The sequence below is a fragment of the Sandarakinorhabdus sp. genome (assembly GCF_051860625.1).
GTDB lineage: Bacteria > Pseudomonadota > Alphaproteobacteria > Sphingomonadales > Sphingomonadaceae > Sandarakinorhabdus.
In genome coordinates, this window is the sequence record NZ_JBHYDQ010000004.1 from 95244 (window position 1) to 120508 (window position 25265).

General features: G+C 64.5%; 21 protein-coding genes and 1 tRNA gene. 12 read left to right on the forward strand and 10 right to left on the reverse strand.

Annotated features, from left to right (window positions below; all coding sequences use genetic code 11):
- Nucleotides 1-8: 8 nt before the first annotated feature.
- Nucleotides 9-1319 (reverse strand): proline--tRNA ligase, encoded by a 1311-nt coding sequence (proS, locus tag ACTIEZ_RS05660; RefSeq protein ID WP_439545682.1) that lies wholly within the window; start codon nt 1317-1319, stop codon nt 9-11.
- A gap of 437 nt (nt 1320-1756) precedes the next feature.
- Between proS and ACTIEZ_RS05665 the strand changes: the two genes are divergently transcribed.
- The 4 genes from ACTIEZ_RS05665 (at nt 1757) to ACTIEZ_RS05680 (ending at nt 5923) form a co-directional block, all read left to right on the forward strand.
- Complete coding sequence (locus ACTIEZ_RS05665; protein ID WP_439545683.1) at nt 1757-2539, forward strand: enoyl-CoA hydratase-related protein; 783 nt, start codon at nt 1757-1759, stop codon at nt 2537-2539.
- A 163-nt stretch (nt 2540-2702) separates the two neighbouring features.
- Nucleotides 2703-4283 carry an OFA family MFS transporter gene (locus ACTIEZ_RS05670; RefSeq protein ID WP_439545684.1) on the forward strand — a complete coding sequence of 527 codons (1581 nt, stop codon included), beginning with the start codon at nt 2703-2705 and terminating at the stop codon, nt 4281-4283.
- 70 nt (nt 4284-4353) lie between these two features.
- Nucleotides 4354-4983, forward strand: coding sequence for a hypothetical protein (locus ACTIEZ_RS05675; protein ID WP_439545685.1), 630 nt, complete (start codon nt 4354-4356; stop codon nt 4981-4983).
- A 250-nt stretch (nt 4984-5233) separates the two neighbouring features.
- The gene (locus ACTIEZ_RS05680) at nt 5234-5923 is read left to right on the forward strand and encodes an MOSC domain-containing protein (protein ID WP_439545686.1); all 690 of its coding nucleotides are present in this window, start codon (nt 5234-5236) and stop codon (nt 5921-5923) included.
- Here ACTIEZ_RS05680 and ACTIEZ_RS05685 read toward each other — a convergent pair.
- From ACTIEZ_RS05685 to trxB, 4 genes are all read right to left on the reverse strand, one after another.
- A complete protein-coding gene (locus tag ACTIEZ_RS05685) occupies nt 5838-6911 on the reverse strand; it encodes a lysylphosphatidylglycerol synthase domain-containing protein (RefSeq protein ID WP_439545687.1) in 1074 nt (357 codons plus the stop codon). The two genes, ACTIEZ_RS05680 and ACTIEZ_RS05685, sit on opposite strands and share 86 nt — an antisense overlap.
- Before the next feature lie 3 nt (nt 6912-6914).
- Nucleotides 6915-6987: transfer RNA gene (locus tag ACTIEZ_RS05690), tRNA-Ile, on the reverse strand.
- A 355-nt stretch (nt 6988-7342) separates the two neighbouring features.
- Nucleotides 7343-8254, reverse strand: coding sequence for a LysR family transcriptional regulator (locus tag ACTIEZ_RS05695; protein WP_439545688.1), 912 nt, complete (start codon nt 8252-8254; stop codon nt 7343-7345).
- A 21-nt stretch (nt 8255-8275) separates the two neighbouring features.
- Nucleotides 8276-9190 carry a thioredoxin-disulfide reductase gene (gene trxB, locus ACTIEZ_RS05700; RefSeq protein WP_439545689.1) on the reverse strand — a complete coding sequence of 305 codons (915 nt, stop codon included), beginning with the start codon at nt 9188-9190 and terminating at the stop codon, nt 8276-8278.
- Nucleotides 9191-9418: 228 nt separating this feature from the next.
- On the opposite strand from trxB, the gene ACTIEZ_RS05705 reads away from it, so the two are divergent.
- Entirely contained in the window at nt 9419-9898 is a 480-nt protein-coding gene (locus ACTIEZ_RS05705) for an Lrp/AsnC family transcriptional regulator (protein ID WP_353198531.1), read from the forward strand.
- Here ACTIEZ_RS05705 and ACTIEZ_RS05710 read toward each other — a convergent pair.
- From ACTIEZ_RS05710 to carB, 3 genes are all read right to left on the reverse strand, one after another.
- Entirely contained in the window at nt 9872-10519 is a 648-nt protein-coding gene (locus tag ACTIEZ_RS05710; protein ID WP_439545690.1) for a rhomboid family intramembrane serine protease, read from the reverse strand. The two genes, ACTIEZ_RS05705 and ACTIEZ_RS05710, sit on opposite strands and share 27 nt — an antisense overlap.
- A gap of 7 nt (nt 10520-10526) precedes the next feature.
- Nucleotides 10527-11006, reverse strand: a complete 480-nt coding sequence (gene greA, locus ACTIEZ_RS05715; RefSeq protein WP_439545691.1) for a transcription elongation factor GreA — start codon at nt 11004-11006, stop codon at nt 10527-10529.
- Between the two features lie 93 nt (nt 11007-11099).
- Entirely contained in the window at nt 11100-14342 is a 3243-nt protein-coding gene (carB, locus tag ACTIEZ_RS05720) for a carbamoyl-phosphate synthase large subunit (RefSeq protein ID WP_439545692.1), read from the reverse strand.
- Between the two features lie 49 nt (nt 14343-14391).
- Here carB and ACTIEZ_RS05725 point away from each other — a divergent pair, with 49 nt between their 5' ends.
- The gene (locus tag ACTIEZ_RS05725; RefSeq protein WP_439545693.1) at nt 14392-14691 is read left to right on the forward strand and encodes a FitA-like ribbon-helix-helix domain-containing protein; all 300 of its coding nucleotides are present in this window, start codon (nt 14392-14394) and stop codon (nt 14689-14691) included.
- Nucleotides 14688-15092: a PIN domain-containing protein gene (locus ACTIEZ_RS05730; protein WP_439545694.1), complete on the forward strand. Its 405-nt coding sequence runs from the start codon at nt 14688-14690 to the stop codon at nt 15090-15092. The genes ACTIEZ_RS05725 and ACTIEZ_RS05730 overlap by 4 nt, the downstream gene beginning before the upstream one ends.
- Nucleotides 15093-15145: 53 nt before the next feature.
- Here the strand turns inward: ACTIEZ_RS05730 and carA are convergent, their stop codons facing one another.
- A complete protein-coding gene (gene carA / locus ACTIEZ_RS05735) occupies nt 15146-16342 on the reverse strand; it encodes a glutamine-hydrolyzing carbamoyl-phosphate synthase small subunit (RefSeq protein WP_439545695.1) in 1197 nt (398 codons plus the stop codon).
- Between the two features lie 138 nt (nt 16343-16480).
- Here carA and ACTIEZ_RS05740 point away from each other — a divergent pair, with 138 nt between their 5' ends.
- The 5 genes from ACTIEZ_RS05740 to ACTIEZ_RS05760 all read left to right on the forward strand — a co-directional run bounded on the left by ACTIEZ_RS05740 (nt 16481) and on the right by ACTIEZ_RS05760 (nt 22710).
- On the forward strand, nt 16481-16933 hold the full coding sequence (locus ACTIEZ_RS05740) for a GatB/YqeY domain-containing protein (RefSeq protein ID WP_439545696.1): 453 nt from the start codon (nt 16481-16483) through the stop codon (nt 16931-16933).
- A complete protein-coding gene (gene dnaG / locus ACTIEZ_RS05745) occupies nt 16930-18765 on the forward strand; it encodes a DNA primase (RefSeq protein ID WP_439545697.1) in 1836 nt (611 codons plus the stop codon). The genes ACTIEZ_RS05740 and dnaG overlap by 4 nt, the downstream gene beginning before the upstream one ends.
- A 174-nt stretch (nt 18766-18939) precedes the next feature.
- Nucleotides 18940-20952 carry an RNA polymerase sigma factor RpoD gene (gene rpoD / locus ACTIEZ_RS05750; RefSeq protein ID WP_439545698.1) on the forward strand — a complete coding sequence of 671 codons (2013 nt, stop codon included), beginning with the start codon at nt 18940-18942 and terminating at the stop codon, nt 20950-20952.
- A gap of 142 nt (nt 20953-21094) precedes the next feature.
- The gene (locus ACTIEZ_RS05755) at nt 21095-21781 is read left to right on the forward strand and encodes a hypothetical protein (protein WP_439545699.1); all 687 of its coding nucleotides are present in this window, start codon (nt 21095-21097) and stop codon (nt 21779-21781) included.
- A gap of 86 nt (nt 21782-21867) precedes the next feature.
- Nucleotides 21868-22710 carry an AAA family ATPase gene (locus ACTIEZ_RS05760; RefSeq protein WP_439545700.1) on the forward strand — a complete coding sequence of 281 codons (843 nt, stop codon included), beginning with the start codon at nt 21868-21870 and terminating at the stop codon, nt 22708-22710.
- Nucleotides 22711-23023: 313 nt separating this feature from the next.
- Here ACTIEZ_RS05760 and katG read toward each other — a convergent pair whose 3' ends face one another.
- Nucleotides 23024-25240: a catalase/peroxidase HPI gene (katG, locus tag ACTIEZ_RS05765; protein ID WP_439545701.1), complete on the reverse strand. Its 2217-nt coding sequence runs from the start codon at nt 25238-25240 to the stop codon at nt 23024-23026.
- Nucleotides 25241-25265: the final 25 nt, after the last annotated feature.

Consider the following 25265-nt stretch of genomic DNA (forward strand, 5'->3'; position numbering starts at 1 on the left):
AGCCGTGATCAAAGCCTGCCCACCACCGCTTCGATCGGCACTTCCACCCGCTCGCCCGTCGCGCGGCGCTTCAATTCCACCACGCCCGCGGCCAAGCCCTTCGGGCCAACAATCACCTGCCACGGCAAGCCGATCAGATCAGCGGTCGCAAATTTTGCCCCGCCGCGCTCATCCCGATCATCATAGAGCACATCGACGCCGGCGGCCTGGAACTGCGCATAGAGCTTGTCACACGCGCCAGCACACGCCGCATCATCTGCCCGCAGGTTGATCAACGCCACCCGGAACGGCGCCACCGCATCCGGCCAGACGATCCCGGCCTCATCATGGCACGCCTCGATGATCGCCCCGACCAGCCGCGACACGCCGATGCCATAACTGCCCATCAACGGCGTGACGGCGGCGCCATCCGGCCCCGGCACGCTCACGCCCAGCGGCGCGGTATATTTGTCGCCAAAATAAAACAGTTGCCCAACTTCGATGCCCTTCGATTGCTGCAACGCCGCGCCGCATGCCGCTTCGGCAGCCAGATCGCGCTTCTCGTCGGTGGCGGCATAATCGGCGTTCAGCCCATCGATGAACCCGGCCAGCGCCGCGGCATCATCGGCATCAACCCCGGTCGTGTCGCGCGGCTTCAGCCAATTCTCGTGGTAAAACACATCGCTTTCACCGGTCGGCGCCAGCACGATGAACTCGTGGCTCAGATCGCCGCCAATCGGGCCCGTATCCGCCTGCATCGGGATCGCATTCAGGCCCATCGCCGCAAATGTCCGCAGATAGGCCAGAAACATCCGGTTATAACTGTGCACGGCCCCAGCCAGATCCAGATCGAAGCTGTAGGCATCCTTCATCAGGAATTCGCGGCCCCTCAGCACCCCAAAGCGCGGCCGCACCTCGTCGCGAAACTTCCACTGAATCTGATAAAGATTGCGCGGCAGATCGCGATAGCTTTTCGCGCCATTCTGGAAAATCGCCGTGAACAATTCCTCGGCCGTCGGGCTGAACAGCATTTCCCGGTCATGCCGGTCGGTAATCCGCAGCATTTCCGGGCCATAGGCATCATAACGCCCCGATTGCCGCCACAGATCGGCGCCCTGGATGGTCGGCATCAGCACTTCGATGGCGCCGGCGCGGTCCTGCTCGGTCCGCACGATCCGCTCGATATTGGCCAGCACGCGGCGGCCCATCGGCAGCCAGGCATAGATGCCCGCCGCCGTCTGCCGCACCATCGCGGCGCGCAGCATCAACTGATGCGATATCACCTGGGCCTCGCCAGGCGTTTCCTTCAAGACGGGCATGAAAAATCGGGACAGGCGCACAGGCGTTCTTTCGGCAAGCGTGGATGAACGCGGCCTTAGCACGCCTGCCCAAACCGGCAACATGTCCAAACTGTGGCACCCGCGCCACAGTTCACGATTTCGTCACGATTGAGGATTCTACCAGCCTGACAATTCAAAAGAATCGGCATATCAGGCGCAACAGGACAAAGGCCCGCCAGGGCCCGCGTCCGGGGAGAAAGACGAAGGTCGTTTTCCACCGCCGCGCGCCGATCGCAGGATCGTTGCTGCGCGCGCTGGCCGGGGCAGATGGGGGCATTTGGCCCCGGCCGGCGTCGTGCGGTGGAAGGGATTTCTGTCTCGTCACGCGATGCCCGGCCAGGCAACTGGCCGGGCATCTTCGTGTCGGCCCCCGGATTTGATCAGGCCACAGCCAGCGCCGCGCCGTGCCACACTCCCCGCCAAAGGGAGCAGACACCATGGCCTATGAACACATCACCACAGCGCGCGACGGCAAGATCCTGATCGTCACCATCAACCGCCCCGAACGCATGAACGCCCTGCATCCGCCGGCCAATGCCGAGCTGGACGCCGTCTTCAACGATTTCGCCGCCGATCCCGACCTGTGGGTGGCGATCATCACCGGCGCCGGCGAGCGCGCGTTTTCAGCCGGCAACGACCTGCGCTGGCAAGCCGAAGGCAATGCCATCACCGTGCCGCCGTCGGGCTTCGGCGGCCTGACCTCGCGCTGGGATCTCGACAAGCCAGTGATCGCCGCCGTCAATGGCGTCGCGATGGGCGGCGGCTTCGAAGTCGCGCTCGCCGCCGACCTCATTCTGGCGTCTGAAAACGCCACATTCGCCCTGCCCGAACCCAAGGTCGGCCTTGCCGCGCTCGCCGGCGGCCTGCACCGCCTGCCCCGCGCCATCGGCGTGTCGCGCGCCATGGCGATGATCCTCACCGCCCGCACCGTAACGGCCGCCGAAGGCAAGCAATTGGGCTTCGTCCACGATGTCGTGCCCGCCGCCGATCTGCTCAGCGCCGCCAAGGCGCTTGCCGCCGCCATGTGCGAACTGTCGCCGCTGTCGTTGCGCGCTTCGAAACAAGCCGTCCTCAAGGGCCTCGAAGCGCCCTCCCTGCGCGCCGCCTACGAAGGCCAGGGCGCCTACCCCGCCGTCCAGGCCCTGTTCCGCAGCGAAGACCTGCGCGAAGGCCCGCTGGCGTTCGCCCAGAAACGCAAGCCGGAGTGGAAGGGGAAATAACGCAGCTCCTCCCCTTCAAGGGGAGGTGGCACCCGAAGGGTGACGGAGGGGTGCCGCCTGCCGTGACAACCGCCCCAATGCCCCGTCAGGCGCAACCCATCCGCCTCGCTCCGCTCGGCACCTCCCCTTGAAGGGGAGGATCAATTCGGGCAGCGCACGCCACATGGCAAACCACCGGCTGTCCCCCGCCCACATCACCGCCTCGCTCAGCTTTGATCGTTGGCTGGTCCCACCCTGCGCGCTTGCCATCCATCTGTGCATCGGCATGGCCTATGGCTTCTCGGTGTTCTGGCTGCCGCTCACCCACGCCATCGGCATCACCAGCAGCATAACCTGCGATGGCCTCAGCCTCGCCACGGCCCTCGTCACCACCACATGCGACTGGCGGGTCAGCGATCTCGTCTGGGTCTATACGCTGTTCTTCGTCGTCCTCGGCCTGTCCGCGGCGCTGTTCGGCGGCTGGGTGGAGCGGGTCGGCCCGCGCCGCGCCGGGCTGGTCGCCACCGCCTGCTGGGCCGGCGGCATGGCGCTGGGCGCGCTCGGCGTAGCGCTGCACCAGCTCTGGCTGCTCTGGCTTGGCGCCGGCGTGATCGGCGGCATCGGGCTTGGCATCGGCTATATCACGCCGGTGTCCACCCTCATCAAATGGTTTCCCGATCGGCGCGGGCTTGCCACCGGCATGGCGATCATGGGCTTTGGCGGCGGCGCCATGGTCGGCAGCCCGGCGGCCGACCAGCTGATGAAGGCCTTTGCCACAGCAGACAGTGTCGGCGTCGCCCCGGCCATGCTGGTGTTGGCGGCCGTCTATGCGCTGGCCATGGCCGCCGGTGCGCTGGGCTTCCGGCTGCCCGCCCCTGGCTGGACGCCGCCCAGCAAGGCCGAAATCACCGCCGGCACGCGTTACGTGGCGCTGGCCGACGCCCACCGCACCCCGCAATTCTGGCTGGTGTGGGCGGTGCTGCTGCTCAATGTCTCCGCCTCGATCGGCATCATCGGCCTGGCCTCGCCGATGGTGCAGGAAATCTTCGGCGGCCGGCTGATCGGCGCAGCCGGCGTGCGCTTTGCCGATTTCACCGAAGCCCAGAAAGGCGCTGCTGCGGCGGCCGGCGCCGGCTTCGTCGGCCTGATCAGCCTGTTCAACATCGCCGGGCGGTTTTTCTGGGCCAGCCTGTCCGATCGCAGCGGCCGCAAGGCGATGTATGTCGCCATCTTGGCGCTGGGCGCGGCCCTGTACGGTCTGATCCTCCCCGGAATTCTGCAGACTCCGGCCACCACCGCCCTGCCGCTGTTCCTCGCCTGCTTCGCACTTATTGCCTCCATGTACGGCGGCGGCTTCGCGGCCGTCCCGGCCTGGCTCGCCGATCTGTTCGGCACGGCAAATGTCGGCGCCATCCACGGCCGCCTGCTCACGGCCTGGTCCACTGCCGGCGTGCTCGGGCCGCTGCTGGTCGCCTATGCCCGCGATGCTGGCCTCGCCGCCGGGATGGCGCGCGAAGCGGTCTATGCCCCCATCTATCTGCTGCTCGCTGCGATGCTGGCGCTGGGCCTGATCGCCGCGCTGCTGGTGCGCCCGGTGGCGGCGCATTGGTGGCGGGAAGCACCGGCGGCCGAAGCGGTGACCAGTGTTGCTGCGGCGCCGGTCGCCGCGCGCTGGGGGCTGCGGCTGGCGACCTGGAGCGCCGTTCTGCTGCCGCTGGGCTGGGGGGCGTGGTTCACGGTGCAGAAGCTGGTGCTGCTTCTCTAAATGCACCTCCCCTTGCAGGGGAGGATCAAGGGCCTGTCCTACATGCCTCACATCATGGCATTATTCTCCCATGAGCCATGATCGCCAAACCCCCGCCCCCATCAACGCCACCATTTCGGCTGCCGAACTGGAGGCCATGCTGCCCCCGCGCACCCGCCACGACGGTTGGACGCCAGCGCGGCAGCAGGAATTCATCGAAATCCTCGCCGATACCGCCAATGTGCGGGAGGCGGCGCGGCGGGTGGGCATGACGGCGCAGAGCGCCCATCGCCTGCGCCGCCACCCGGATGCCCGGGATTTCCGCCGGGCCTGGGACCTGGCGCTGGAAGAAGCCTGGTTCCAGATCAAGCGGGTCGCGCTCGAACGGGTGCTTAACGGCGAAGAGGTGGAGATTGTACAGGAGGGCGTGGTGGTGGCGGTGCAGCGCAAACCCTGCGACCCGCGCGTGCTGCTCGGCTTGCTCGATCGCGCCACCCGCATCCGCGACAGCGAAGCGCGCCAAGCCGAGGCACTGGAGCAATTGCGCACGCTGATCGATGGACTGCCCGATCGCGAAAACTGGGTCGGCGAACGGCTCGATCCGCTGCATTTCCGCGAGATGGAACGCGTGCCGCCAGCACCCCGCGAGCGGCCGAAACCGGCCCGACGTGAGCGGCTATATTTTGGCAATAGCCGTGCCAATAATCCTGCAAAAGGATAACTTTGATCACTTTGTAAAACGCTATTGTAGGAGCGCCTGCAAATTCATCGCGCAAAGACAAAGGGGGCCACCAGTTGCCTGGCAGCCCCCACATTGTCATCCGGTCGCAAAAGGCCGGTGTCTGGTGTTCAGATTGCCACGACCTCGACCGTGGCCACCAGCGCGATCGCGCCAATGATGAAGCAATGAGACACTGGATCACCTCCTTTCAGCTTGTTGAGCAAGGACTGCACTGTCAGAGATAATCGCCATGATCGCAAGGGGTATAATCGCGCAGGTGCGCATCGGCATGCCAAAACCGATGGACGGCGTGCGGCTGGCCTCGGCCTATTGGCGCCAGCCTGTCACTACACCCGTGGCCGTGGACGCTTATGGCTTTGAGGGCGACCGGGTCGGCAATGCCCGTGTCCATGGTGGCCCGGAAAAAGCCATCTATGCCTATCCGGTGGCGGGCTATGCCGATTGGGCGGCGGAGTTTCCGGCCATTGCCGATCGCTTCGGGCCCGGCGCGATGGGCGAAAATCTGGTTGTCGATGGCCTCGACGAATCCAGCATCTGCCTGGGCGATGTGATCCGCTGCGGCACCGCCACCCTGCAGGTCGCGCAGATTCGCGAGCCATGCAGCACCTTTGCCGCGGCCCTGGGCACGCCGGCGGTGGTGAAGGCGATGGCACGCTCCGGCCGCTGCGGCTGGTATTTCCGGGTGCTGGAACCCGGCGCCATTGCCGCCGGCGACGGCCATGATGTGATCGACCGGCCCAACCCGGCCTGGCCGCTCAGCCGCTTCTCGCCGATCGCCGCCGGCAAGGCCGGCCGCGTCGAGGAACTGGCCGAACTGGCAGTGCTGCCCGGCCTCAGCGGCTATTGGCGGGCAAAGCTGGCCCAGCGGCTTCAGGTTTGGCACGCTGCCCAGCAACCTGGGCCGCGCGCGCCGCTCTGAGCGCCCGAAATTCGAGGATGGCGACCAGACTGGCGCCCAGGATGAACGGAATGAAGGTGTAGAGAATGCGGAACAACGCCACCGCCGCCAGCACGCCGGCCTTGTCGGCCGACGGCATCAGGCCAACGACGACCAGTTCGAACACCCCCAGCCCGCCCGGCGCATGCGCCAAGGCGCCGGAAACCATGGCGACGGCATAGATGACGAGGAAGGTCAGCAGATCGGGCGTGCCCGCGACCTGCGAAAGGAGGATGTAGAGCGCCCCGCCAGCCAGGGCCAGATCGACGGTGCCGATGACGATCTGCTGCAGCGTCTGCTTGCCGTTGGGCAACGAGAATCGATAGCGCCACAGCTTGAATTCACGTTTCCAAACAGTGGTGAACAAGGTGTAGAGCACGACCCCGCCGAGCAGCAGCGCGCCGGTCCATTCCTCCAGGCCCTGCGGTACCCATTCGCGGATCGGCTCGGCCAGGCCCGGCGACACGATCAGGCCGATGCCGGCAACGAAGATGATGCCCAGCCAGAAGGTCCAGCCGCACAGCAGGATGATCATGGCGATATCGGCGGCCCGCACCCCGACCCGGGTGTAGATCCGATAGCGGACGGTGCCACCCGTGAGCACAGTGACACCCAGCGTGTGGGAGATGGTGAAGCTGGCGAAACTGGCGGCGGCAAGCGTGCCCCAGCCGATCTTGTAGCCAAGATGGCGGGTGGCGAACCAGTCGTAACCGACCAGGACAACATAAGAAAGGAAGGTGGAAAAGGCAGCAAAGCCAATCAGATGCGCCGGGGTCCCCCGGATTTCGGCGATCACGTCGGCCAGCGTGACCTGCCCGGCAATCCGGTTGAGGCCCCAGGCCGCCAAGCCAAGCACGACCAGGCCCAGCGCGGCGCCGGCCCAGCTTTTCCAGTTGGCACGCGGCCGCTGGTCTTTCCCCGCACCAACCGCCTCGTCCGCCGATACGCCCAACTCACGTCCTTCCAACACCGGTGGGCCCGGAGGGATTCGAACCCCCAACCTAGCCGTTATGAGCGGCCAGCTCTAACCGTTGAGCTACAGGCCCCAAGCCGGGACGTTCGCGGTTAGCCGATGGGATGGCATTTGGGAAGGCCGCGCCGTCGCGGCCAGATGGCGGGTGGTCGCAGGAATAAAAAAGGGCCGGGTGCCTGTTCGGCACCCGGCCCTTCAATATGGCCCGGAAAAGCGCCGGGGGGGAGGTGGCGCGGTCCGGGCTGGCTGGGCTGCCGCAAGGGGGGAGGATTGGCAGCCCGCCACCGGGTCGCTGCAAGGGAGGGGGAGAGCAGCAGACCCGGCGTGCCGCTATCGCGGCGACACACCCTAGATACGGGATCGCACGGCATATTGCAGTGCACAAAAATGCGTTGCTGCCATGCAAAAAATGCATGGCCATGCGCGGCCTACAGGTCGAGCGCGGCGTTGGTCATCCGGGTCAGCAGGAAATCGCGCAGCGCGGCAATGCGCACACTGCGCCGCAATTCAATGGGATAGGTGAAATATGTACGAAACAACGGCCCTTCCAGATCAGGCAGCACCACCTTCACGCTGCCAGACGACCGGATCAGATAGGTCGGCAAGGCGGCGATGCCGGCGCCGGCCTCGACCGCCTGCAACACGCCGTGGCTGTTGTTGATCGTCAGCGCCGCCGCCCGCGGATGGCCTTCGTGGCCGAGTTCCAGGATCCAGTTGATGCCCTTCAGATAGTCCGGCGCAGCGTCGCCATAGGCAATCAACCGATGCGAATCGAGATCGGCGATGGACTGCGGCTCACCGTGGCGGGCGATGTAATCGGGGCTGGCGACCAGATGGTGGCGGATATCGGCGAGCGGGCGCTGCATCAGCTCGGACTGGAACGGGCGATGGAACCGGATGGCGACATCGGCCTCCCGCTTGGCGAGATCGAGATCGGCATCGGTCAGCATCAGGTGGATGCTGATGTCGGGAAAGAGATCGAGGAAATCGCCGAGCTGGCGCGCCAGCCAGGTCGAACCGAAGGAGACAGTGGTGGTGAGACGGATAGTGCCAGTGGGGCGGTCGCGGCTGGCATCGATTGCCTGGGCTGCCTTGTCGATGCGCTCGTGCATATCCGATGTGGCGGCACGCAACTGCTCGCCTTCATGGGTCATCGCCAGGCCGCGGGCATGGCGATGAAACAATTTGGCGCCCAGGCTCTCCTCCAGCGCGGCGACCTGGCGGGACAAGGCCGGCTGGCTCATGTGCAGGCGGCGCGCGGCCTCCGTGAAACTGCCGGCTTCGGCGACCGTGTCGAACAGGCGCAATTTCTCCCAATCAAGATTGATGCCGGATTGCACGCGGTTGCCCCCTCCCTGACCTTATCCGTGCGCCAGAAACCGCTCCGCTTCCAGCGCCGCCATGCAGCCCATGCCGGCCGCCGTCACCGCCTGGCGGTACAATTTGTCCTTCACGTCGCCGGCCGCAAACACGCCGGGGATGCTGGTCGCCGTGCTGTCGGGGGCCGTGATCAGATAGAATTCATCGTCCATGGTCAGTTGCCCGGCAAACAGGTGCGTGGCCGGCACATGGCCGATGGCGACGAACAGCCCATCCACCGCCAACTGGCGCGTGGCGGCAGCGCGCGTGTCGTTCAGGGTGATCGCCTCCACCTTCAACGGCATGTCGCTGCCGTGCACATCGATGACTTCGCTGTGCCAGTGCATCTCCACCTTGGGGTTCGCCATCAGCCGCGCCTGGTTGGTCTTGTCGGCGCGCAGTTCGCCGCGGCGGTGGATCAGATGCACCCGCGAAGCGAACTTGGTGAGAAACATCGCTTCCTCCACCGCGGTGTTGCCGCCGCCGACCACGGCCACAACCTTGCCGCGGAAGAAGAAGCCATCGCAGGTCGCGCAGGCCGACACACCAAAGCCGCGATAGCGCGTCTCGGTCGGCAGCCCCAGCCAGCGCGCCTGGGCACCGGTGGCGATCACCAGCGTGTCGGCCGTCCAGCCCTGGCCGCTGTCGGTTTCGATGCGGAACGGCCGCCGCGACAGATCGACCTTGGTGACGATGTCGGTGATGATCTCGGTGCCGGCATGCCTGGCCTGGGCTTCCATGCGCAGCATCAGATCGGGGCCCAACACCATGGTATCGCCCGGCCAATTCTCGACCTCGGTGGTGATCGTCAACTGGCCGCCCGGCTGCAGGCCCTGCAACAGCACCGGCGCCAGCAGCGCGCGGGCGCCGTAAACAGCAGCGGTATAGCCAGCGGGGCCGGACCCAATGATCAGCATTTTCGTGTGGCGCGGTGCAATATCAGGGGCAGTCATCCAGGCGAATCTCCAGGAGGCGCAACTGTCGGCGCCGGGTTCCGGCCTGACTTAATCCTATTTTCCGGTTATTCCAGCCCGGCCATGCCGCAGCAGCCCGCGTTGCGTGAAACCCTTGCCCCGCACGCAGCATCTTGCGCGCACTTGAAACAATGTTATCATTTTACGCTGTCAAAGCGCGGAGTATTGCTCTTGGTTCACCGTTCGCGTCTGCCGATCGACGATATCGACCGGGTGATCCTGCGCCATCTGCAGGCCGAGGGCCGGGTCACCAATGTCGATCTCGCCACCCGCGCCGGGCTGACCGCGCCGCCCTGCCTGCGCCGGGTGCGCGCGCTGGAAGAAGGCGGGGTCATCCGCGGCTATCACGCCGATCTCGATTCGGTGGCGCTGGGCTATGGCATCACCGTGTTCGCCATGGTCAGCCTGAAAAGCCAGGCCGAAGCCGACCTGCGCGCGTTTGAAGACCATATCGCCGCCCTGCCCCAGGTCCGCGAATGTCACATGCTGAACGGCGAGATCGATTTCATCCTGAAGGTGGTCGCCCATGATCTGCAGGAATTCCAGAAATTCCTGACCAGCGAACTCACCCCGGCGCCCAATGTCGAAAGCGTCAAGACCAGCTTCGTGATCCGCACATCGCTGTCACGGCCGGGCGTTCCGGTGGATTGACAGCGGCCCAGAAAACACTGGCAACGCCAGCACCAGCCCGGCCAGAAACCCGCCGATGTGGCCGGCAATGGCCAACTGAAATCCCGGCCCGTTCATCACCAGGCCGGCCAGCAACTGAAACAGGATCCACGCCGCCGCCAGCCCCAGCCCGCGCATCAACGGGCCCTGATTGCCCTTGCCGCCCAGCATCGCCTGCGCCCCGATCATCGCCGAAATGGCCCCGGATGCGCCAACGATCGGCACTGTGCCCAACGGCGTGAGTGCCCATTCCGCCAATGCCGAAGCCAGTCCGCCCGCCAGATACAGCAGCCCCAGCCGCCGTGCCCCCGCGAAAGGTTCCAGCAGATTGCCCATGGCCAGCAACATGATCATGTTCATCGCCAGATGCAGCCAGCCGCCGTGCAGGAACAGGTGCGTCACCAGGCTGGCCAGCGCCGGCAGCAATGCGCCGCTGCCATCCATCGCCATGGTCAGGCGCAGCGGCACCAGACTGAAGTTGATCAGAACCGTCTGGTTGAACGCATCCCCGGCCAGCATCAACCCGCCCGCCACCGCCAGATTGGCCAGCAGCAACAGCCGGGTGAGATGCGGCGCGGGCGGCGGCGGCACCGCGCCGATCAAAACAGGGTCAGATGAATTCAACGCTGTCGATCTGATAATATTTGTCGCCCGAAGGCGTGTGGACCTCCACCTCGTCACCGACACGGCGGCCGATCAGCGCCTTGCCCAGCGGCGAGGAAAAGCTGATCCGCGACGATTTCACGTCGGCTTCGTGCTGGCCGACGATCTGATAGGTCACCGGCTTGTCGTCTTCATCCTGCAGATGGACGGTGGCGCCAAACACCACCTTGTCGCCGGAAAGCGTCTTGGGATCGATCACGATGGCGCGCGCCAGCATGTCCTCCAATTCGATCACCTGGGCTTCGATCTGGCCCTGGCGTTCCTTGGCGGCATGATATTCGGCGTTTTCCGAAAGATCGCCGTGGGCGCGTGCTTCCTCGATGGCTTCCACCACCGCGGGCCGCTCCACTTCCTTCAACTGCTTCAATTGCACCAACAGGGACTGGTGTCCTGTCGGCAACATCGGCACCTTTTCCAACGTCGCCATGGTTTTTACTATGTCCTGCAAATCGGTTCAAAACACTGCCCGCGCCCGCTGATCCAGAGCCGGCAGAGCAATGACGCACTACGTCGCAACGCGTCAGGGGTTGCGATGATAGGATTGAAGCGGCCGCACATCAAGCGGTTGTCGCCGCAACGCAGCAATTGCGGCCACCGCAGCCCGGCTGGCGGGCGCCGTGGTATAGTAAGGAATGCGGCCATACAGCGCCGATGCGCGGATGGATTGGCTGTCCATCAAGGATTGCCGGCCTTCGGTGGTGTTGAAAATCAACGCGATTTCGCCATCCTTGATGCGATCGACAATGTGGGGCCGGCCTTCGGCCACCTTGTTGACCAGGGTCACCGGGATGCCGGCGGCCTGCAAGACCTTCGCTGTACCGTCGGTCGCAACCAGGCCAAAACCCATGGATACCAGGTCCCGCGCCGCATCGATCATCTGCGGCTTGTCGCTGTCCTTCACCGAAATGAAGACATTGCCGGTGTCGGGCAGGATGTTGGACGCGGCGAGCTGGCTCTTGGCAAAGGCGGTGGCGAAATCGACATCGATGCCCATCACTTCGCCGGTGGACTTCATCTCGGGGCCGAGCACGGGATCGATGCCGGGGAAGCGCGCAAACGGGAACACCGCCTCCTTCACGGCGATATGATAGCCGACATTGCGTGGGCTGAGATCAAAGCTGGCGAGCTTTTCGCCGGCCATCACCCGCGCCGCGATCTTGGCAACCGGAATGCCGGTGGCCTTGGCGGTGAACGGCACCGTGCGGCTGGCGCGCGGGTTGACCTCGATCAGATACACGTCGCCATCCTTGACAGCGAACTGCACGTTCATCAGCCCGGTCACCTTCAGCGCGCGGGCCAGCACGGCCGTCTGCCGCTCGATTTCGGCGATGATATCATCGGGCAGGCTGTACGGCGGCAACGAGCAGGCGCTGTCGCCCGAGTGCACGCCGGCTTCCTCGATATGCTGCAGCACGCCGGCAACATGCACATCGGTGCCATCGGCGACGGCATCGACATCGACTTCGATGGCATCACGCAAGTAACGGTCGATCAGCACCGGCGACGTGCCCGACACCACCACGGCTTCGCGGATATAGGTCTCAAGCTGGGCGCGGTTGTCGACGATCTCCATGGCGCGGCCGCCAAGCACATAGGACGGGCGCATCAGCACCGGGTAACCGATGGTTTCGGCAACGGCCACGGCTTCCTCGGCGCTGCGGGCCAGGCCATTGTCCGGCTGTTTCAGGCCAAGCGCGTTGATCAGCGCCGCGAAACGCTCGCGGTCTTCGGCCAGATCGATGCTGTCCGGGCTGGTGCCCAATATGGGAATGCCGGCATCCTGCAGCGCCTGCGCCAGTTTCAACGGGGTCTGGCCGCCCAGCTGCACGATAACGCCAACCAGTTCGCCGTTCTGCTGCTCGACGTTCAGGATTTCCAGCACATCCTCGGCGGTCAGCGGCTCGAAATACAGGCGATCCGACGTGTCATAATCGGTGGAGACAGTCTCGGGATTGCAGTTGACCATGATGGTTTCATAGCCGGCATCCCCCAAGGCGAAACAGGCGTGGCAGCAGCAATAATCAAATTCGATGCCCTGCCCGATGCGGTTCGGCCCGCCGCCAAGAATGACGATCTTCTGCGACGCGGTCGGGTTGCTCTCGCAATCCGGCTCGCCAAAGCTCGGCGCTTCATAGCTGCTGTACATGTACGGCGTCTTGGCTGCGAACTCGCCAGCGCAGGTGTCGATGCGCTTGAACACGGGGCGCACGCCAACCGCGCGGCGGGCGGCGGACACATCGGCCTCGCTGCGCGCCGCCAGATGCGCCAGCCGCGCATCGGAAAAGCCCAGGGATTTCAGGCGGCGCAGGCCCTGCGCATCGCCTGGCAGGCCCTTCGCCTTCACGTCCGCTTCGGCTTCGATCAATTCCTGCATCTGGCGCAGGAACCAGGGCTCGAACCTGGCGATCTGGTTGATGCGCTCCACGGTGATGCCGGCCCGCAACGCGTCGGCGGCCACCAGCAGGCGGTTGGGCGTCGGCTGCGACAGCGCCGCTTCGATTTCCTCGATGCTGGCGCCCACCAGTTCCGGCACTTCGTCGAATCCGGTCAGTCCGGTCTCCAACCCGCGCAGCGCCTTTTGCACGCTTTCCTGCCAGTTGCGGCCGATGGCCATCACTTCGCCCACCGACTTCATCGCGGTACCGAGCAGCGGCGCCGAACCCTTGAACTTCTCGAAGGCAAAACGCGGGATTTTCGTCACCACATAATCGATGGTCGGCTCGAAACTGGCCGGCGTGGCGCCGGTGATGTCGTTCATGATCTCATCGAGCGTGTAGCCGACCGCCAGCAATGCCGCGACCTTGGCAATCGGGAATCCGGTGGCCTTGGACGCCAGCGCCGAAGAACGGCTCACGCGCGGGTTCATCTCGATCACCACCAGGCGGCCATCCTTGGGGTTGACCGCGAACTGCACGTTCGACCCGCCAGTTTCCACGCCGATCTCGCGCAGCACCGCGATGCTGGCGTTGCGCATGATCTGATATTCCTTGTCGGTCAGCGTCAGCGCCGGCGCCACTGTGATGCTGTCTCCGGTGTGGACGCCCATCGGATCGACATTCTCGATTCCGCAGATGATGATGGCATTGTCCGCCCGGTCGCGGACCACCTCCATCTCATATTCCTTCCAGCCGAGCACGCTCTCCTCCACCAGCACTTCGGTGGTCGGGCTGGCATCGAGGCCGCCGGTGACGATGCGGATGAACTCTTCCCGGTTATAGGCAATGCCGCCGCCGGTGCCGCCCATGGTGAAGCTGGGCCGGATGATCGACGGCAAGCCGACATGCTCCAGCGCCGCCAGTGCTTCGTCGACGGTGTGCGCGATGCGGCTGATCGGGCTTTCCAGCCCGATCTTGTCCATCGCGTCGCGGAATTTCAGTCGGTCCTCGGCCTTGTCGATCGCCTCGGCATCGGCGCCGATCAGCTGGACTCCATATTTCTCCAGCGTGCCATCCTTGGCCAGCGCCAGCGCGGTGTTCAGCGCCGTCTGCCCGCCCATCGTCGGCAGCACGGCATCCGGCCGCTCCTTCTCGATGATGCGCGCAACAATCTCGGGCGTGATCGGCTCCACATAGGTGGCGTCAGCCAATTCCGGATCGGTCATGATCGTCGCCGGGTTCGAATTGACCAGGATGATCCGATAGCCTTCCGCCTTCAGCGCCTTGACCGCCTGCGTGCCCGAATAATCGAACTCGCAGGCCTGGCCGATGATGATCGGGCCAGCGCCAATGATGAGGATGGATTTGATGTCGGTGCGTTTGGGCATTTGACGATCATGCTTTCATTGCATACATTGATAGCGAAAGAGAGGCGCGATGGCGACGCTGATGGTTCGCAATGTTCCCGAAGAGGCCAAGCACCGATTCCGCCAGGTGGCGGCGGCGCATGGGCGTTCCATGGAGGAGCATCTGCGCCAGTTGATCATAGAGGCTGATGTTGGTTCCGTCCCCTCTGCCGTCAGCGATGCGGCCCCGGTGTTCCGACCATTCCCGGTTGATGCGCAGGCCGCCAGCCGGGCGCGCATCGAACGGCTGATCGCCCTGGGCCGCGGGCTGGAGGATTTCGAACTGCCGCCGCGCGAGACGGGCACGATCAAGGATGTGGACTTCGCTTGATCATCGTCGACACCAATGTGTGGAGCGTCTTGTTCAGCCGCCAGCCCAATGCGCGGGTGGTGGATTGGCTGGTGCTGAACCAGCCGCAACTGTGGCTTTCCACGATCGCCATCGGCGAGATCCGTTACGGTGCCGAATTGCCGAAGGCGGCTGGAATCCGGCCGCGGGTGCTGGCCTGGCTGTCTGGACTGGAAACGGAATTCGCCGATCGCCTGCTGCCGTTCGATGCCAATGCCGCCCATCTGTTCGGCGCCCTGCGCGCCCGCCGCCCCGAAAAGAGCAAGCTGCTGGACACGGCGCTGGCCGCACAGGCGCTGGCCCATGATGCGACGCTGGCCACGCGAAACCTGCGCGATTTCGGCTGGACAGGCGCGAAAATGGTCGATCCGTTCGGCGGCTGAACGGCTGGCGGCGCTCTCCCCCACGGGAGAGGTGATGCCCTCTCCCGCCACCGTCACTTCAGCCCCCCGACAAACTTTTCGAACAGATATTTGCTGTCCTGCGGCCCGGGACTGGCTTCGGGATGATATTGCACGCTGAACGCCGGACGATCGGTCAATTCCAGCCCGGCCAGCGTGCCGTCGAACAGCGAAACGTGGGTTGGCCGCGCCGTTGCCGGCAGCGTCGAGCTGTCAACGGCAAAGCCATGATTCATCGACGTGATCTCGACTCTGCCATCGCTCAGCCGCTTGACCGGATGGTTGGCGCCGCGATGGCCCTGCGTCATCTTCACGGTCGTCGCGCCCACCGCCAGGCCAAGCAACTGGTGGCCAAGGCAGATACCGAACAACGGCAGCTGTGCGTTCAATATCTTCTGGATGGTCGGCACGGCATGGATGCCGGTCGCCGCCGGATCACCCGGGCCGTTCGACAGGAAGATGCCGGCGGGCTGCAAAGCCATGATATCGTCGAAGGTCGCGGTGGCCGGCACTACCGTCACCCGCGCGCCGGCATCGACCAGATTGCGCAGGATGTTGCGCTTCATGCCATAATCGATGGCCACCACATGCGGGCCGTCCGGGTTGCCGCTGTGCACCGCATAGCCGCCCTGCAGCGTCCACAGCCCATCGTCCCAGCTGTAATTCTGGGTGGCGCTGATCACGCTGGCCAGGTCCATGCCTTCCAGCCCCGGCCAGCCGCGCGCCTGGTTGAGCAAATTCTTGATGTTGAATTGCCCGGCGCGATTGTGGGCGATCACGCCGTTGGGCGCGCCGGCTTCCCGGATGCGCTTGGTCAGTGCGCGGGTATCGACGCCGGATATGCCGATGCGACCCCAAGCGCCCATCCAGTCATCGAACCGCCGCTGCGACCGGAAATTGGCCGGCGCAGTGATCGGTTCCCGCACCACGCAACCCAGCGCGTGCGGGTTGGGCGATTCGATATCATCGTTGTTGGCTCCGACATTGCCGATGTGCGGGAAGGTGAAGGTGATGATCTGCCCGGCATAGCTCGGGTCGGACAGCACTTCCTGATAGCCGGTCATGGCAGTGTTGAAGCAGATCTCACCCACTGCGGCGCCCTCGGCACCAAAGCCATGGCCCCAGATCACGCTGCCATCGGCAAGTACCAGCACCCCTGTTGCACCGTCCGGCTGTGCCGGCCGTGGGCCGGTCGCGCCTTTGGGTTGGACAGGCGCTTTGGCGACGGCCATGCAGTGATTCCTTTTGTCAGGCGGGCAAACGGTGGGGCCGATAGGGGCCACCGCCCTGCCCGTCAATCTATTCTTGTGCGGCTGCGCACGCTATCACATCCCCAGCCACAAACCGCAAACACAACCGAGGAGATCGCCATGCTGCGCGATGCCATCAAAGCCGCCACCACCGATGCCATGAAGGCCCGCGACACCGCCCGCCTGGGGGCGCTGCGCCTGATCGGCGCCGCATTGAAGAACAAGGATATCGAACTGCGCACCGGCACCGCGCCGGCCGACGATGATGTGGTGATCGCCGATGTGCTGATGAAAATGGCCAAACAGCGCCGCGAATCGATCGAAATGTATGTGCAGGGCGGCCGTGCCGAACTGGCCGATGCCGAACGCGCCGAACTGGCGGTGATCGAAGGCTTCCTGCCCAAACAGATGGACGAAGTCGAAGCGACGGCCGCGATCCAGGCGCTGGTGGCCGAACTGAACGCGACCAGCGTCAAGGACATGGGCCGCGTGATGGCCGCGATGAAGGAACGCTTTGCCGGCAAGCTCGACATGAGCAAGGCGAATGGGCTGGTGAAGGCCGCGCTGGCTTGAGCCTGTCCCCCGCCTTTCTCGACGAATTGCGTGCCCGGGTACCGGTGTCGGGCGTCGTCGGCCGGCGCGTCAAGCTGACCCGGGCGGGGCGGGAGATGAAGGGCTGCTGCCCGTTCCACAACGAGAAGACCCCCAGTTTCTACGTCAACGACGACAAGGGCTTCTATCACTGTTTTGGCTGCGGCGTGCACGGCGATGTCATCCGCTTCCTGACCGATAACATGGGCCTGCCGTTCATGGAGGCGGTGAAGCAGCTCGCTGCCGAAGCCGGCCTGGAAGTGCCCGCCGCGTCGCCGGAAGCCCGCGAAAAGGCCAGGGTCGCCGACAGCCTGGCCGAACTGACCGAGCGGGCGGGGAAATGGTTCCAGGCGCAGTTGGCCGGCGACGCCGGTGCTGCCGCCCGCGCCTATCTCGACCGGCGCGGGGTGCCGCCCGATCTCGCCCGGCGCTTCGGCCTTGGTTTCGCGCTCGATGGCCGCACTGCGCTGCGCAGCCATTTCAACGATGTGGAGGCCGACAAATTGCTCGAAGCCGGCCTGATCGGCAAATCCGAACAGGGCGAGATTTTCGATCGCTTCCGCGGCCGGCTGATGTTCCCGATCCGGGATCGCCGTGGCCGGGTGGTCGGCTTTGGTGGCCGCGCCTTGGGCGATGTGCAGCCGAAATACCTCAATTCCGCCGATGGTCCGCTCTTCGACAAGGGCCGCCTGCTCTACAATCTCGATCTCGCTGGCCCGGCTGCGCGGCAAAAGGGGCGCCTGATCGTGGTCGAAGGCTATATGGATGTCATCGGGCTCGCCAATGCCGGCATCGCGGAAGCTGTCGCGCCGCTGGGCACCGCGATGACCGAGGCGCAACTCACCCTCGCCTGGCGGCTGGTCAATGAACCCCTGCTCTGCTTCGACGGCGATGCGGCCGGCCTGCGTGCCGCCACCCGTGCCGCCGGCCGCGCTTTGCCGCTGCTGCAACCCGGCAAATCGCTGCGCATTGCCACGCTGCCGGCGGGCCAGGACCCGGATGATCTGTGCCGCGCCGGCGGGGCCGCGGCGTTCGAAGCGGTACTGAACGCTGCCGTGCCGCTGATCGACCATATCTGGGCCAGCGAAAGTGCCGGCCTGGAGCTTGCCACCCCCGAACGCCGAGCCCAGGCCCGCACAAGGCTGCGCGAAGCCGCGGCCAGCATCGCCGATCCCGACGTGCGCAGCCTGTATCAAGCCGAATTCAACCGCCGCTTCGAAGCCGCCTTCCTCTCGCGCCCGACGCGACCCGCCTGGCAGCCACGCCGGCCGGGCGGGAAATGGCAGCCGCCAGTGCCTGGCGCGTCGGCGGCGTTGAAGGCGCTGGTCAGTCGTGGTCGCGACCCGTTGCTCACGGCCGTGCTTACTGGCCTGCTCGTGCGCCCGGGTTTGGCCGACTCGCATGCCGATGCGCTTGCCGGGCTGCAGCTTGATGATCCTGACGAAGCGGCCTTGCTGGATGAGGTGCTGGCTGCAACCGCCAGCGACCAGGGGCTTGAATCGGCGGGCCTCGCTGCCCATTTGACGAGGGTGGGATTGGGTGAAATGGCGCGGCGGGTGCAGACAGCAAATAATCTCGCCTTCTCGTTTACCCAGGCCACGGCAGCGGCCGACATCGCCGATACCGATTTCGGGCTGGCACTGCGGCAGGCAACGGCGCGGTCGGCGCTGCTGGTCGGGTTGGCCGATGCCACCGCACGGTTTCAGGACAGTCTGTCCGAAGCCGATTTCGAAGCGCAGCAGGCGTTGCGTCAGGATATGGAATCGCTGGATGCGGCGATGATGAAGCTGGTGGAATCGCGGCGAGAGGATTAAAGGGCATGTATAATATACGTGCAGCTTTTGCCTGCTCCACCCGGTCATACGGCCAGGTGGGCGGGCTCTTGCATGTTAAGGCGCTGATTTTGGCTGGGTCTGCCGAACGCGTCTGAGGGGTCATTTCGCTGGTGCAGATCCCTGCACTGGCCTGTTGCAAGGATGCAGAATCGGATGGCCAAAGCTGGCGCCAACGAAGCCGTCGATACCAAGAGCGAGGGCGATGCCCCGCTGATCGACCTGAACGAAGCCTCGATCAAGAAGCTGATCGCCCGTGCCAAGAAGCGCGGTTACATCACCTATGACGAGATCAACGAGGCCCTGCCGCAGGATCAGATGACCAGCGAGCAGATCGAGGACATCATGTCATCGATCAACGAGATGGGCATCAACATCGTCGAAAACGAAGATACCGCCGACGAGCCCGAAACGCGCGAAGAAGCCGAGGAAGAGCCGGAAGCCGTCGATGGCGATCTGGCGCCGGCGCCGGTGGCCGTGGTCAAGGCGCCGCTGGATCGCACCGACGATCCGGTGCGCATGTATCTGCGCGAAATGGGCGCTGTCGAACTGCTCAGCCGCGAAGGCGAAATCGCCATCGCCAAGCGTATCGAGGCCGGCCGCAACACGATGATCGCCGGGCTGTGCGAAAGCCCGATGACCTTCCGCGCCATCATCGATTGGTCGAATGCGCTGAACGAAGGCCGCATGCAGCTGCGCGAGATCCTCGATCTGGAAGCCATGCTCGCCAAGGTTCCGGGCGAAGACGGCGAAGAGGTGACCGAGGGCAGTGACCTGCCCGCCGTGCAGTTCAAGGAAGACGAGGAGCCGGAAGCCGAAGCGCCGCCGGCTGACGAGGAAGACGAATTCACCGAGCGTCGCGCGCCGCAGCGTGCTGCCGAAGCCGAAGAAGACGACGAAGGCGGGCTGTCGCTCGGCCAGATGGAAGAGCAGCTCAAGCCCGCTGCCCTGGAAAAATTCGCCGAAATCACCGGCACCTACAAGAAGTTCCAGAAGCTGCAGGATGCGCGGCTGTCGGCGATCCACGGTGGCCCGGCCTTTGCCGGTAGTGAGGAGAAGAAATATCAGAAGCTGCGTGAAGAGCTGACGCGCGGCGTGCAGTCGATCCATTTCAACAACAACAAGATCGAGCTGCTGGTCGAATCGCTCTACACTCAGAACAAGCGGCTTATGGCACTGGGCGGCAACATGCTGCGCCTGGCCGACAAGCATCGCATCAACCGCAAGAATTTCCTCGACGAATATGTCGGCAACGAACTGGCCGAAAACTGGATGCCGCGTGTGGCCGGCATCGACAAGAAATGGGCGGCGTTCGTGGCGGCCGAAGGCGCGTCGGTGGATCAGAACCGCCGCGAACTGGCCGGCATTGCCGAAACCACCGGTGTCGATCTTGGTGAGTTTCGCCGTATCGTCAACATGGTGCAAAAGGGCGAGCGCGAAGCCCGCATCGCCAAGAAGGAAATGGTCGAGGCCAATTTGCGCCTGGTGATTTCCATTGCCAAGAAATACACCAACCGTGGCCTGCAATTCCTTGATCTCATTCAAGAAGGCAATATCGGCCTGATGAAGGCCGTGGACAAGTTCGAGTATCGCCGCGGTTACAAGTTCAGCACCTATGCGACCTGGTGGATCCGCCAGGCCATCACCCGCAGCATCGCCGATCAGGCCCGCACCATCCGCATCCCGGTGCACATGATCGAAACCATCAACAAGCTGGTGCGCACCAGCCGGCAGATCCTGCACGAAATCGGCCGCGAGCCGACGCCGGAGGAACTGGCCGAGCGGCTTTCGATGCCGCTGGAAAAGGTGCGCAAGGTGATGAAGATCGCCAAGGAGCCGATTTCCCTCGAAACCCCGATCGGCGACGAGGAAGACAGCCATCTTGGCGATTTCATCGAGGACAAGAATGCCGTCATCCCGGTGGATGCCGCCATTCACGCGAACCTCAAGGAAACCGTGACGCGGGTGCTGGCGTCGCTCACCCCGCGCGAAGAGCGTGTGCTGCGCATGCGGTTCGGCATCGGCATGAACACCGATCACACGCTGGAGGAAGTCGGCCAGCAATTCAGCGTGACCCGCGAACGCATCCGCCAGATCGAAGCCAAGGCGCTGCGCAAGCTGAAGCACCCGTCGCGCAGCCGCAAGATGCGCAGCTTCCTGGACGTATAGGCACCAGGTAGTCGTTCATCACCGCGCAACCGGTGATGCTGCAACGCAACATCCCTGCGTCAATCGACGCAGGGATTTGTTGTTGTGGATTGACATGCTTGTGGCACGTCGTCGGGTTGGGATAGGGGTCGGATCAATGAACATGGGTCGTGCCCTTTGCTTGCCTCTGCTTGCCGGCTTGCTGCTGGCGGCAGCCCCGCCCGGCGACTTTCGGCTGGAACCCCTGCGTGAAGCGATCATCAGCGATGCCCGCGCCGCCGATCCGGCCGCAATGGCCTTCGAACGCACCACCACGGCCATCCGCCGCGGTCCGGGGATAAACGAAAAGACGGTCACGGTGGAACGCTGGGATGGCCAGCGCTGGACGTTGCTGAGCGTGAACGGCAAGGCGCCCAGCCCCACCGCGTTGAAAACGTTCCGCAAGGCCATCAGCGTCAACCCGGTGCCAGGCTATCATCGACTGGCCGCCTTGATGGCTGCCGCGTCTGACATCAGCCTCGATGACGAGGGTCGCCAGGTGATGAAGATCCCCGTGCTGCCGGCCGGATCGGTGCGGACCGACAGCGCCGACATTTCCCAGCATTTGTCGGGCGAAGCGGTGATTGCCACCACGGACGGCAAACCGTGGGTGGCGCGGCTGAAAGTGCGAGCCCGCGAGGATTTCAAGCTGAACCTGCTCATCAAGGTCACCAATTTCGAGCAGACCAGCGATTACCGCCTCGGCCCGGATGGCCGGCCACGCCTGGCCGCCCAATCGGCGCTGAGCAAGGGCAACCTGATGGGTATCGCCGGCGGCCAGACCGACGAAGTCACTTACGCCTATCGCTGAGGCAAAGCGCGCTGCCCCTTCACAGTTTGACAGGATTGCGCCGATGGCCTCGGCTGCTTAGCGTGAAGTCATGAAAGGGATTTTCCATGCGCTTTGAAGGCACCACCGGTTATGTCGCCACCGATGATCTGAAGGTCGCGGTCAACGCAGCCGTGACGCTGCGCCGACCCCTGCTGGTGAAAGGGGAGCCCGGCACCGGCAAGACCGTGCTGGCCCAGCAGATCGCCAATGCCTTCGACGCGCCGCTGATCGAGTGGAACGTCAAATCCACGACCAAGGCCCAGCAGGGCCTGTATGAATATGATGCCGTGTCCCGCCTGCGCGACAGCCAGTTGGGCGATCCGCGCGTGTCGGACATCAACAATTATATCCGTCGCGGCAAGATGTGGGAGGCGTTCACCCACGCCAAGCTGCCGGTGCTGCTGATCGACGAGATCGACAAGGCCGATATCGAATTCCCGAACGATCTGCTGACCGAACTCGATCGCATGGAATTCGACGTGTACGAAACCGGTGAGCGGGTGAAGGCAGCCCAGCGGCCGATCGTGATCATCACCAGCAACAACGAGAAGGAATTGCCCGACGCGTTCCTGCGCCGCTGTTTCTTCCATTACATCAAGTTCCCGGACCGCGAGACGATGGAAGCCATCGTGCGGGTCCATTACCCCAACGTCCAGCGTGCGCTGGTGGGCGAGGCGCTCAACATCTTCTTCGACATGCGCGAAGTGCCGGGGATGAAGAAGAAGCCCAGCACATCGGAACTGCTCGATTGGCTGAAACTGCTGATGCACGAGGACCTGCCGGTCGAGGTGCTGCGCAACCGCGACACCAAGACCCTGATCCCACCGCTGCACGGTGCCCTGCTGAAGAACGAAGCCGATGTGATGCTGTTCGAACGTCTGGCGTTCATGAGCCGCAGAGGTCAATAAAGGGGCCAGTAACGCCATGGTGCGACTGCACGGGCTGCGAAGCAAAGCCGCAAGTTTCTGATTGTCAAAGAGCCTGCGTTGCCCGGTATCAGATCTTCAGTCTTGGCAGTTTTTCCGTAACGGGCGGATTGGAACAAAATCGGGCGGCCGCAACGCTACCGGCGTGAATTCCTTAAGCCGCCATCATGACAGAATCGTGCCGTGTAGGACAGGCGCTGCCATCCCCGACTGGAAGCCATCGACGTTAGCGCCGACGCCGCTGACGGCGCCCCCATCAGGAGACGCCGCCAGCGTTTCGGCCAATTGGTCCGGCTCAGCCGCCGAAGCGGTCGTTCGACATCACCTTGGTCCAGGCCTTGGCGAAATCCTGCACCATCTGGCTGTGGCCGTCGGCCGCGCCATAGACTTCGGCCACCGCCCGCAACTCGCTGTGCGAACCGAACAGCAGATCGACAGGGCTGGCCGTCCACTTCTTCGCGCCCGTCGTGCGGTCCAGCCCGTCGTACAGGCCTTCAGTCGCCGACTTCTGCCACTTGGTTTCCATGCCGAGCAGATTGACGAACCAATCGTTGCTCAGCACGCCGGGCCGCGCGGTGAACACGCCGATCTTGCTGCCGCCGGCATTGGCATCCAGCGCGCGCAGACCGCCGACCAGCACGGTCATTTCCGGCACGGTCAGGCCGAGCAGATTGGCGCGATCGATCAGGCCCTGGGTCGGGTTATAGAAGCTTTCCGCCGTCCAGTAGTTGCGGAAGCCATCGGCCTTGGGCTCCAGCGCCGCGAACGCCTCGACGTCGGTTTGCGCCTGGGCTGCATCGGTACGGCCCGGCGTGAACGGCAGGCTGATCGCGACACCGGCGTCCTTGGCGGACTTTTCGACCGCCGCATTGCCGGCCAGCACGATCAGATCGGCCATGCTGATCTTGCGACCACCCGGCGCGGCCTTGTTGAAATCGGCCTGCACCTTGGCCAGCACCGGCAGCACCTTCGCCAGTTCGGCCGGGTTGTTGACCGCCCAATCCTTCTGCGGGGCCAGCCGCAAGCGGGCACCGTTCACACCGCCGCGCATGTCGGTGTGGCGGAAGCTGGCGGCAGCCGCCCAGGCAGTGCGCACCAATTCCGGCACGGTCAGGCCGCTGGCCAGCACGTTCGCCTTGATGGTGGCCACATCGCCATCATTGACCAACGGGTGATCCACTGCCGGCACCGGATCCTGCCAGACCAGCACTTCCTTCGGCGCATCCGGGCCGATGTAGCGGCCGCGCGGACCCATGTCGCGGTGAGTCAGCTTGAACCAAGCGCGGCCAAAGGCATCTTCAAACCCCTTGGGGTTTTTCAGCCACCCTTGCGTGATCTTGCGATAGGCCGGGTCTTCGCGCAGCGCCAGATCGGTGGTGAACATCATCGGCGCGTGGAACGTGTCCGCCTTGTGGGCATCCGGCACGAACTTCTGGTCCTTGGCGTCCTTGGGCTCCCACTGGATCGCGCCGGCCGGACTGCGCGTCTGCACCCAATCGAAGCGATAGAGATTTTCGAGATACTGCATGGTGAACTGCGCCGGCGCCGAGGTCCATGCGCCTTCCAGGCCGGACGTGATCGTGTCCGCACCTGCACCGGTGCCGTAGCGGTTTTCCCAGCCCATGCCCTGCTTTTCCAGGGCCTCGCCGGCCGGTTCCTTGCCGACATTGCCTTCGGGCTTGGCGGCGCCGTGTGCCTTGCCAAAGGTGTGGCCGCCAGCGATCAGTGCCGCGGTTTCCTCGTCGTTCATCGCCATGCGGCCGAAGGTTTCGCGGATATCCTTGGCGGCAGCCAGCGGATCGGGCACACCATTCGGGCCTTCCGGGTTCACATAGATCAGGCCCATCTGCACGGCGGCCAGCGGACCACCCAGCTTGCGGCCCTCGCTGTAACGCTTGTCCTCAAGCATCTTGTTTTCCGGGCCCCAATAGACCTTGTCGGCTTCCCAATCATCCTGTCGGCCACCGGCGAAGCCGAACGGCTTGAAGCCCATGGATTCAAGGGAGACATTGCCAGCCAGCACCATCAGATCGGCCCAGCTCAGCGAACGGCCGTACTTCTGCTTCACCGGCCACAACAGGCGGCGGGCCTTGTCGAGATTGGCGTTGTCCGGCCACGAACTGAGCGGTTCGAAGCGCTGCTGGCCACCACCGGCGCCGCCACGGCCATCAGCGATGCGATAGGTGCCGGCGCTGTGCCAGGCCATGCGGATGAAGAACGGGCCATAGGTGCCATAATCGGCCGGCCACCAGGGTTGCGAGGTGGTCAGCACCGTGGCGATGTCGACCTTCACCGCCTTCAGGTCCAGCTTGCTGAACGCAGCAGCATAATCGAAATTGCTGCCATAGGGGTTGGAGGCCGGCGCCTGGCTGCGCAACGGCGACAGGTCGACCAGTTCCGGCCACCAGAACTGGTTGTTGGTGTTGGCGGTGCTGACCTCTGCGGCGGCAGCCATGCTGCCGGTCATGCCGGCGATGGCCAAGGCGACGATCGATGCGAATGTGCGTGTCATGTGCGCTTCCTCAATCTGATGCGGG

Coding starts and splice junctions, on each gene's coding strand:
- carA (WP_439545695.1), bottom strand. CDS start 16,342: ATGGCCGTCGCCAAAGCGCCTGTCCAACCCAAAGGCGCGACCGGCCCA.
- greA (WP_439545691.1), bottom strand. CDS start 11,006: ATGGCGACGTTGGAAAAGGTGCCGATGTTGCCGACAGGACACCAGTCC.
- ACTIEZ_RS05680 (WP_439545686.1), top strand. CDS start 5,234: ATGATCGCAAGGGGTATAATCGCGCAGGTGCGCATCGGCATGCCAAAA.
- ACTIEZ_RS05670 (WP_439545684.1), top strand. CDS start 2,703: ATGGCAAACCACCGGCTGTCCCCCGCCCACATCACCGCCTCGCTCAGC.
- katG (WP_439545701.1), bottom strand. CDS start 25,240: ATGACACGCACATTCGCATCGATCGTCGCCTTGGCCATCGCCGGCATG.
- ACTIEZ_RS05675 (WP_439545685.1), top strand. CDS start 4,354: ATGAGCCATGATCGCCAAACCCCCGCCCCCATCAACGCCACCATTTCG.
- ACTIEZ_RS05760 (WP_439545700.1), top strand. CDS start 21,868: ATGCGCTTTGAAGGCACCACCGGTTATGTCGCCACCGATGATCTGAAG.
- rpoD (WP_439545698.1), top strand. CDS start 18,940: ATGGCCAAAGCTGGCGCCAACGAAGCCGTCGATACCAAGAGCGAGGGC.
- ACTIEZ_RS05755 (WP_439545699.1), top strand. CDS start 21,095: ATGGGTCGTGCCCTTTGCTTGCCTCTGCTTGCCGGCTTGCTGCTGGCG.
- ACTIEZ_RS05725 (WP_439545693.1), top strand. CDS start 14,392: ATGGCGACGCTGATGGTTCGCAATGTTCCCGAAGAGGCCAAGCACCGA.
- ACTIEZ_RS05740 (WP_439545696.1), top strand. CDS start 16,481: ATGCTGCGCGATGCCATCAAAGCCGCCACCACCGATGCCATGAAGGCC.
- ACTIEZ_RS05665 (WP_439545683.1), top strand. CDS start 1,757: ATGGCCTATGAACACATCACCACAGCGCGCGACGGCAAGATCCTGATC.
- trxB (WP_439545689.1), bottom strand. CDS start 9,190: ATGCTGATCATTGGGTCCGGCCCCGCTGGCTATACCGCTGCTGTTTAC.
- carB (WP_439545692.1), bottom strand. CDS start 14,342: ATGCCCAAACGCACCGACATCAAATCCATCCTCATCATTGGCGCTGGC.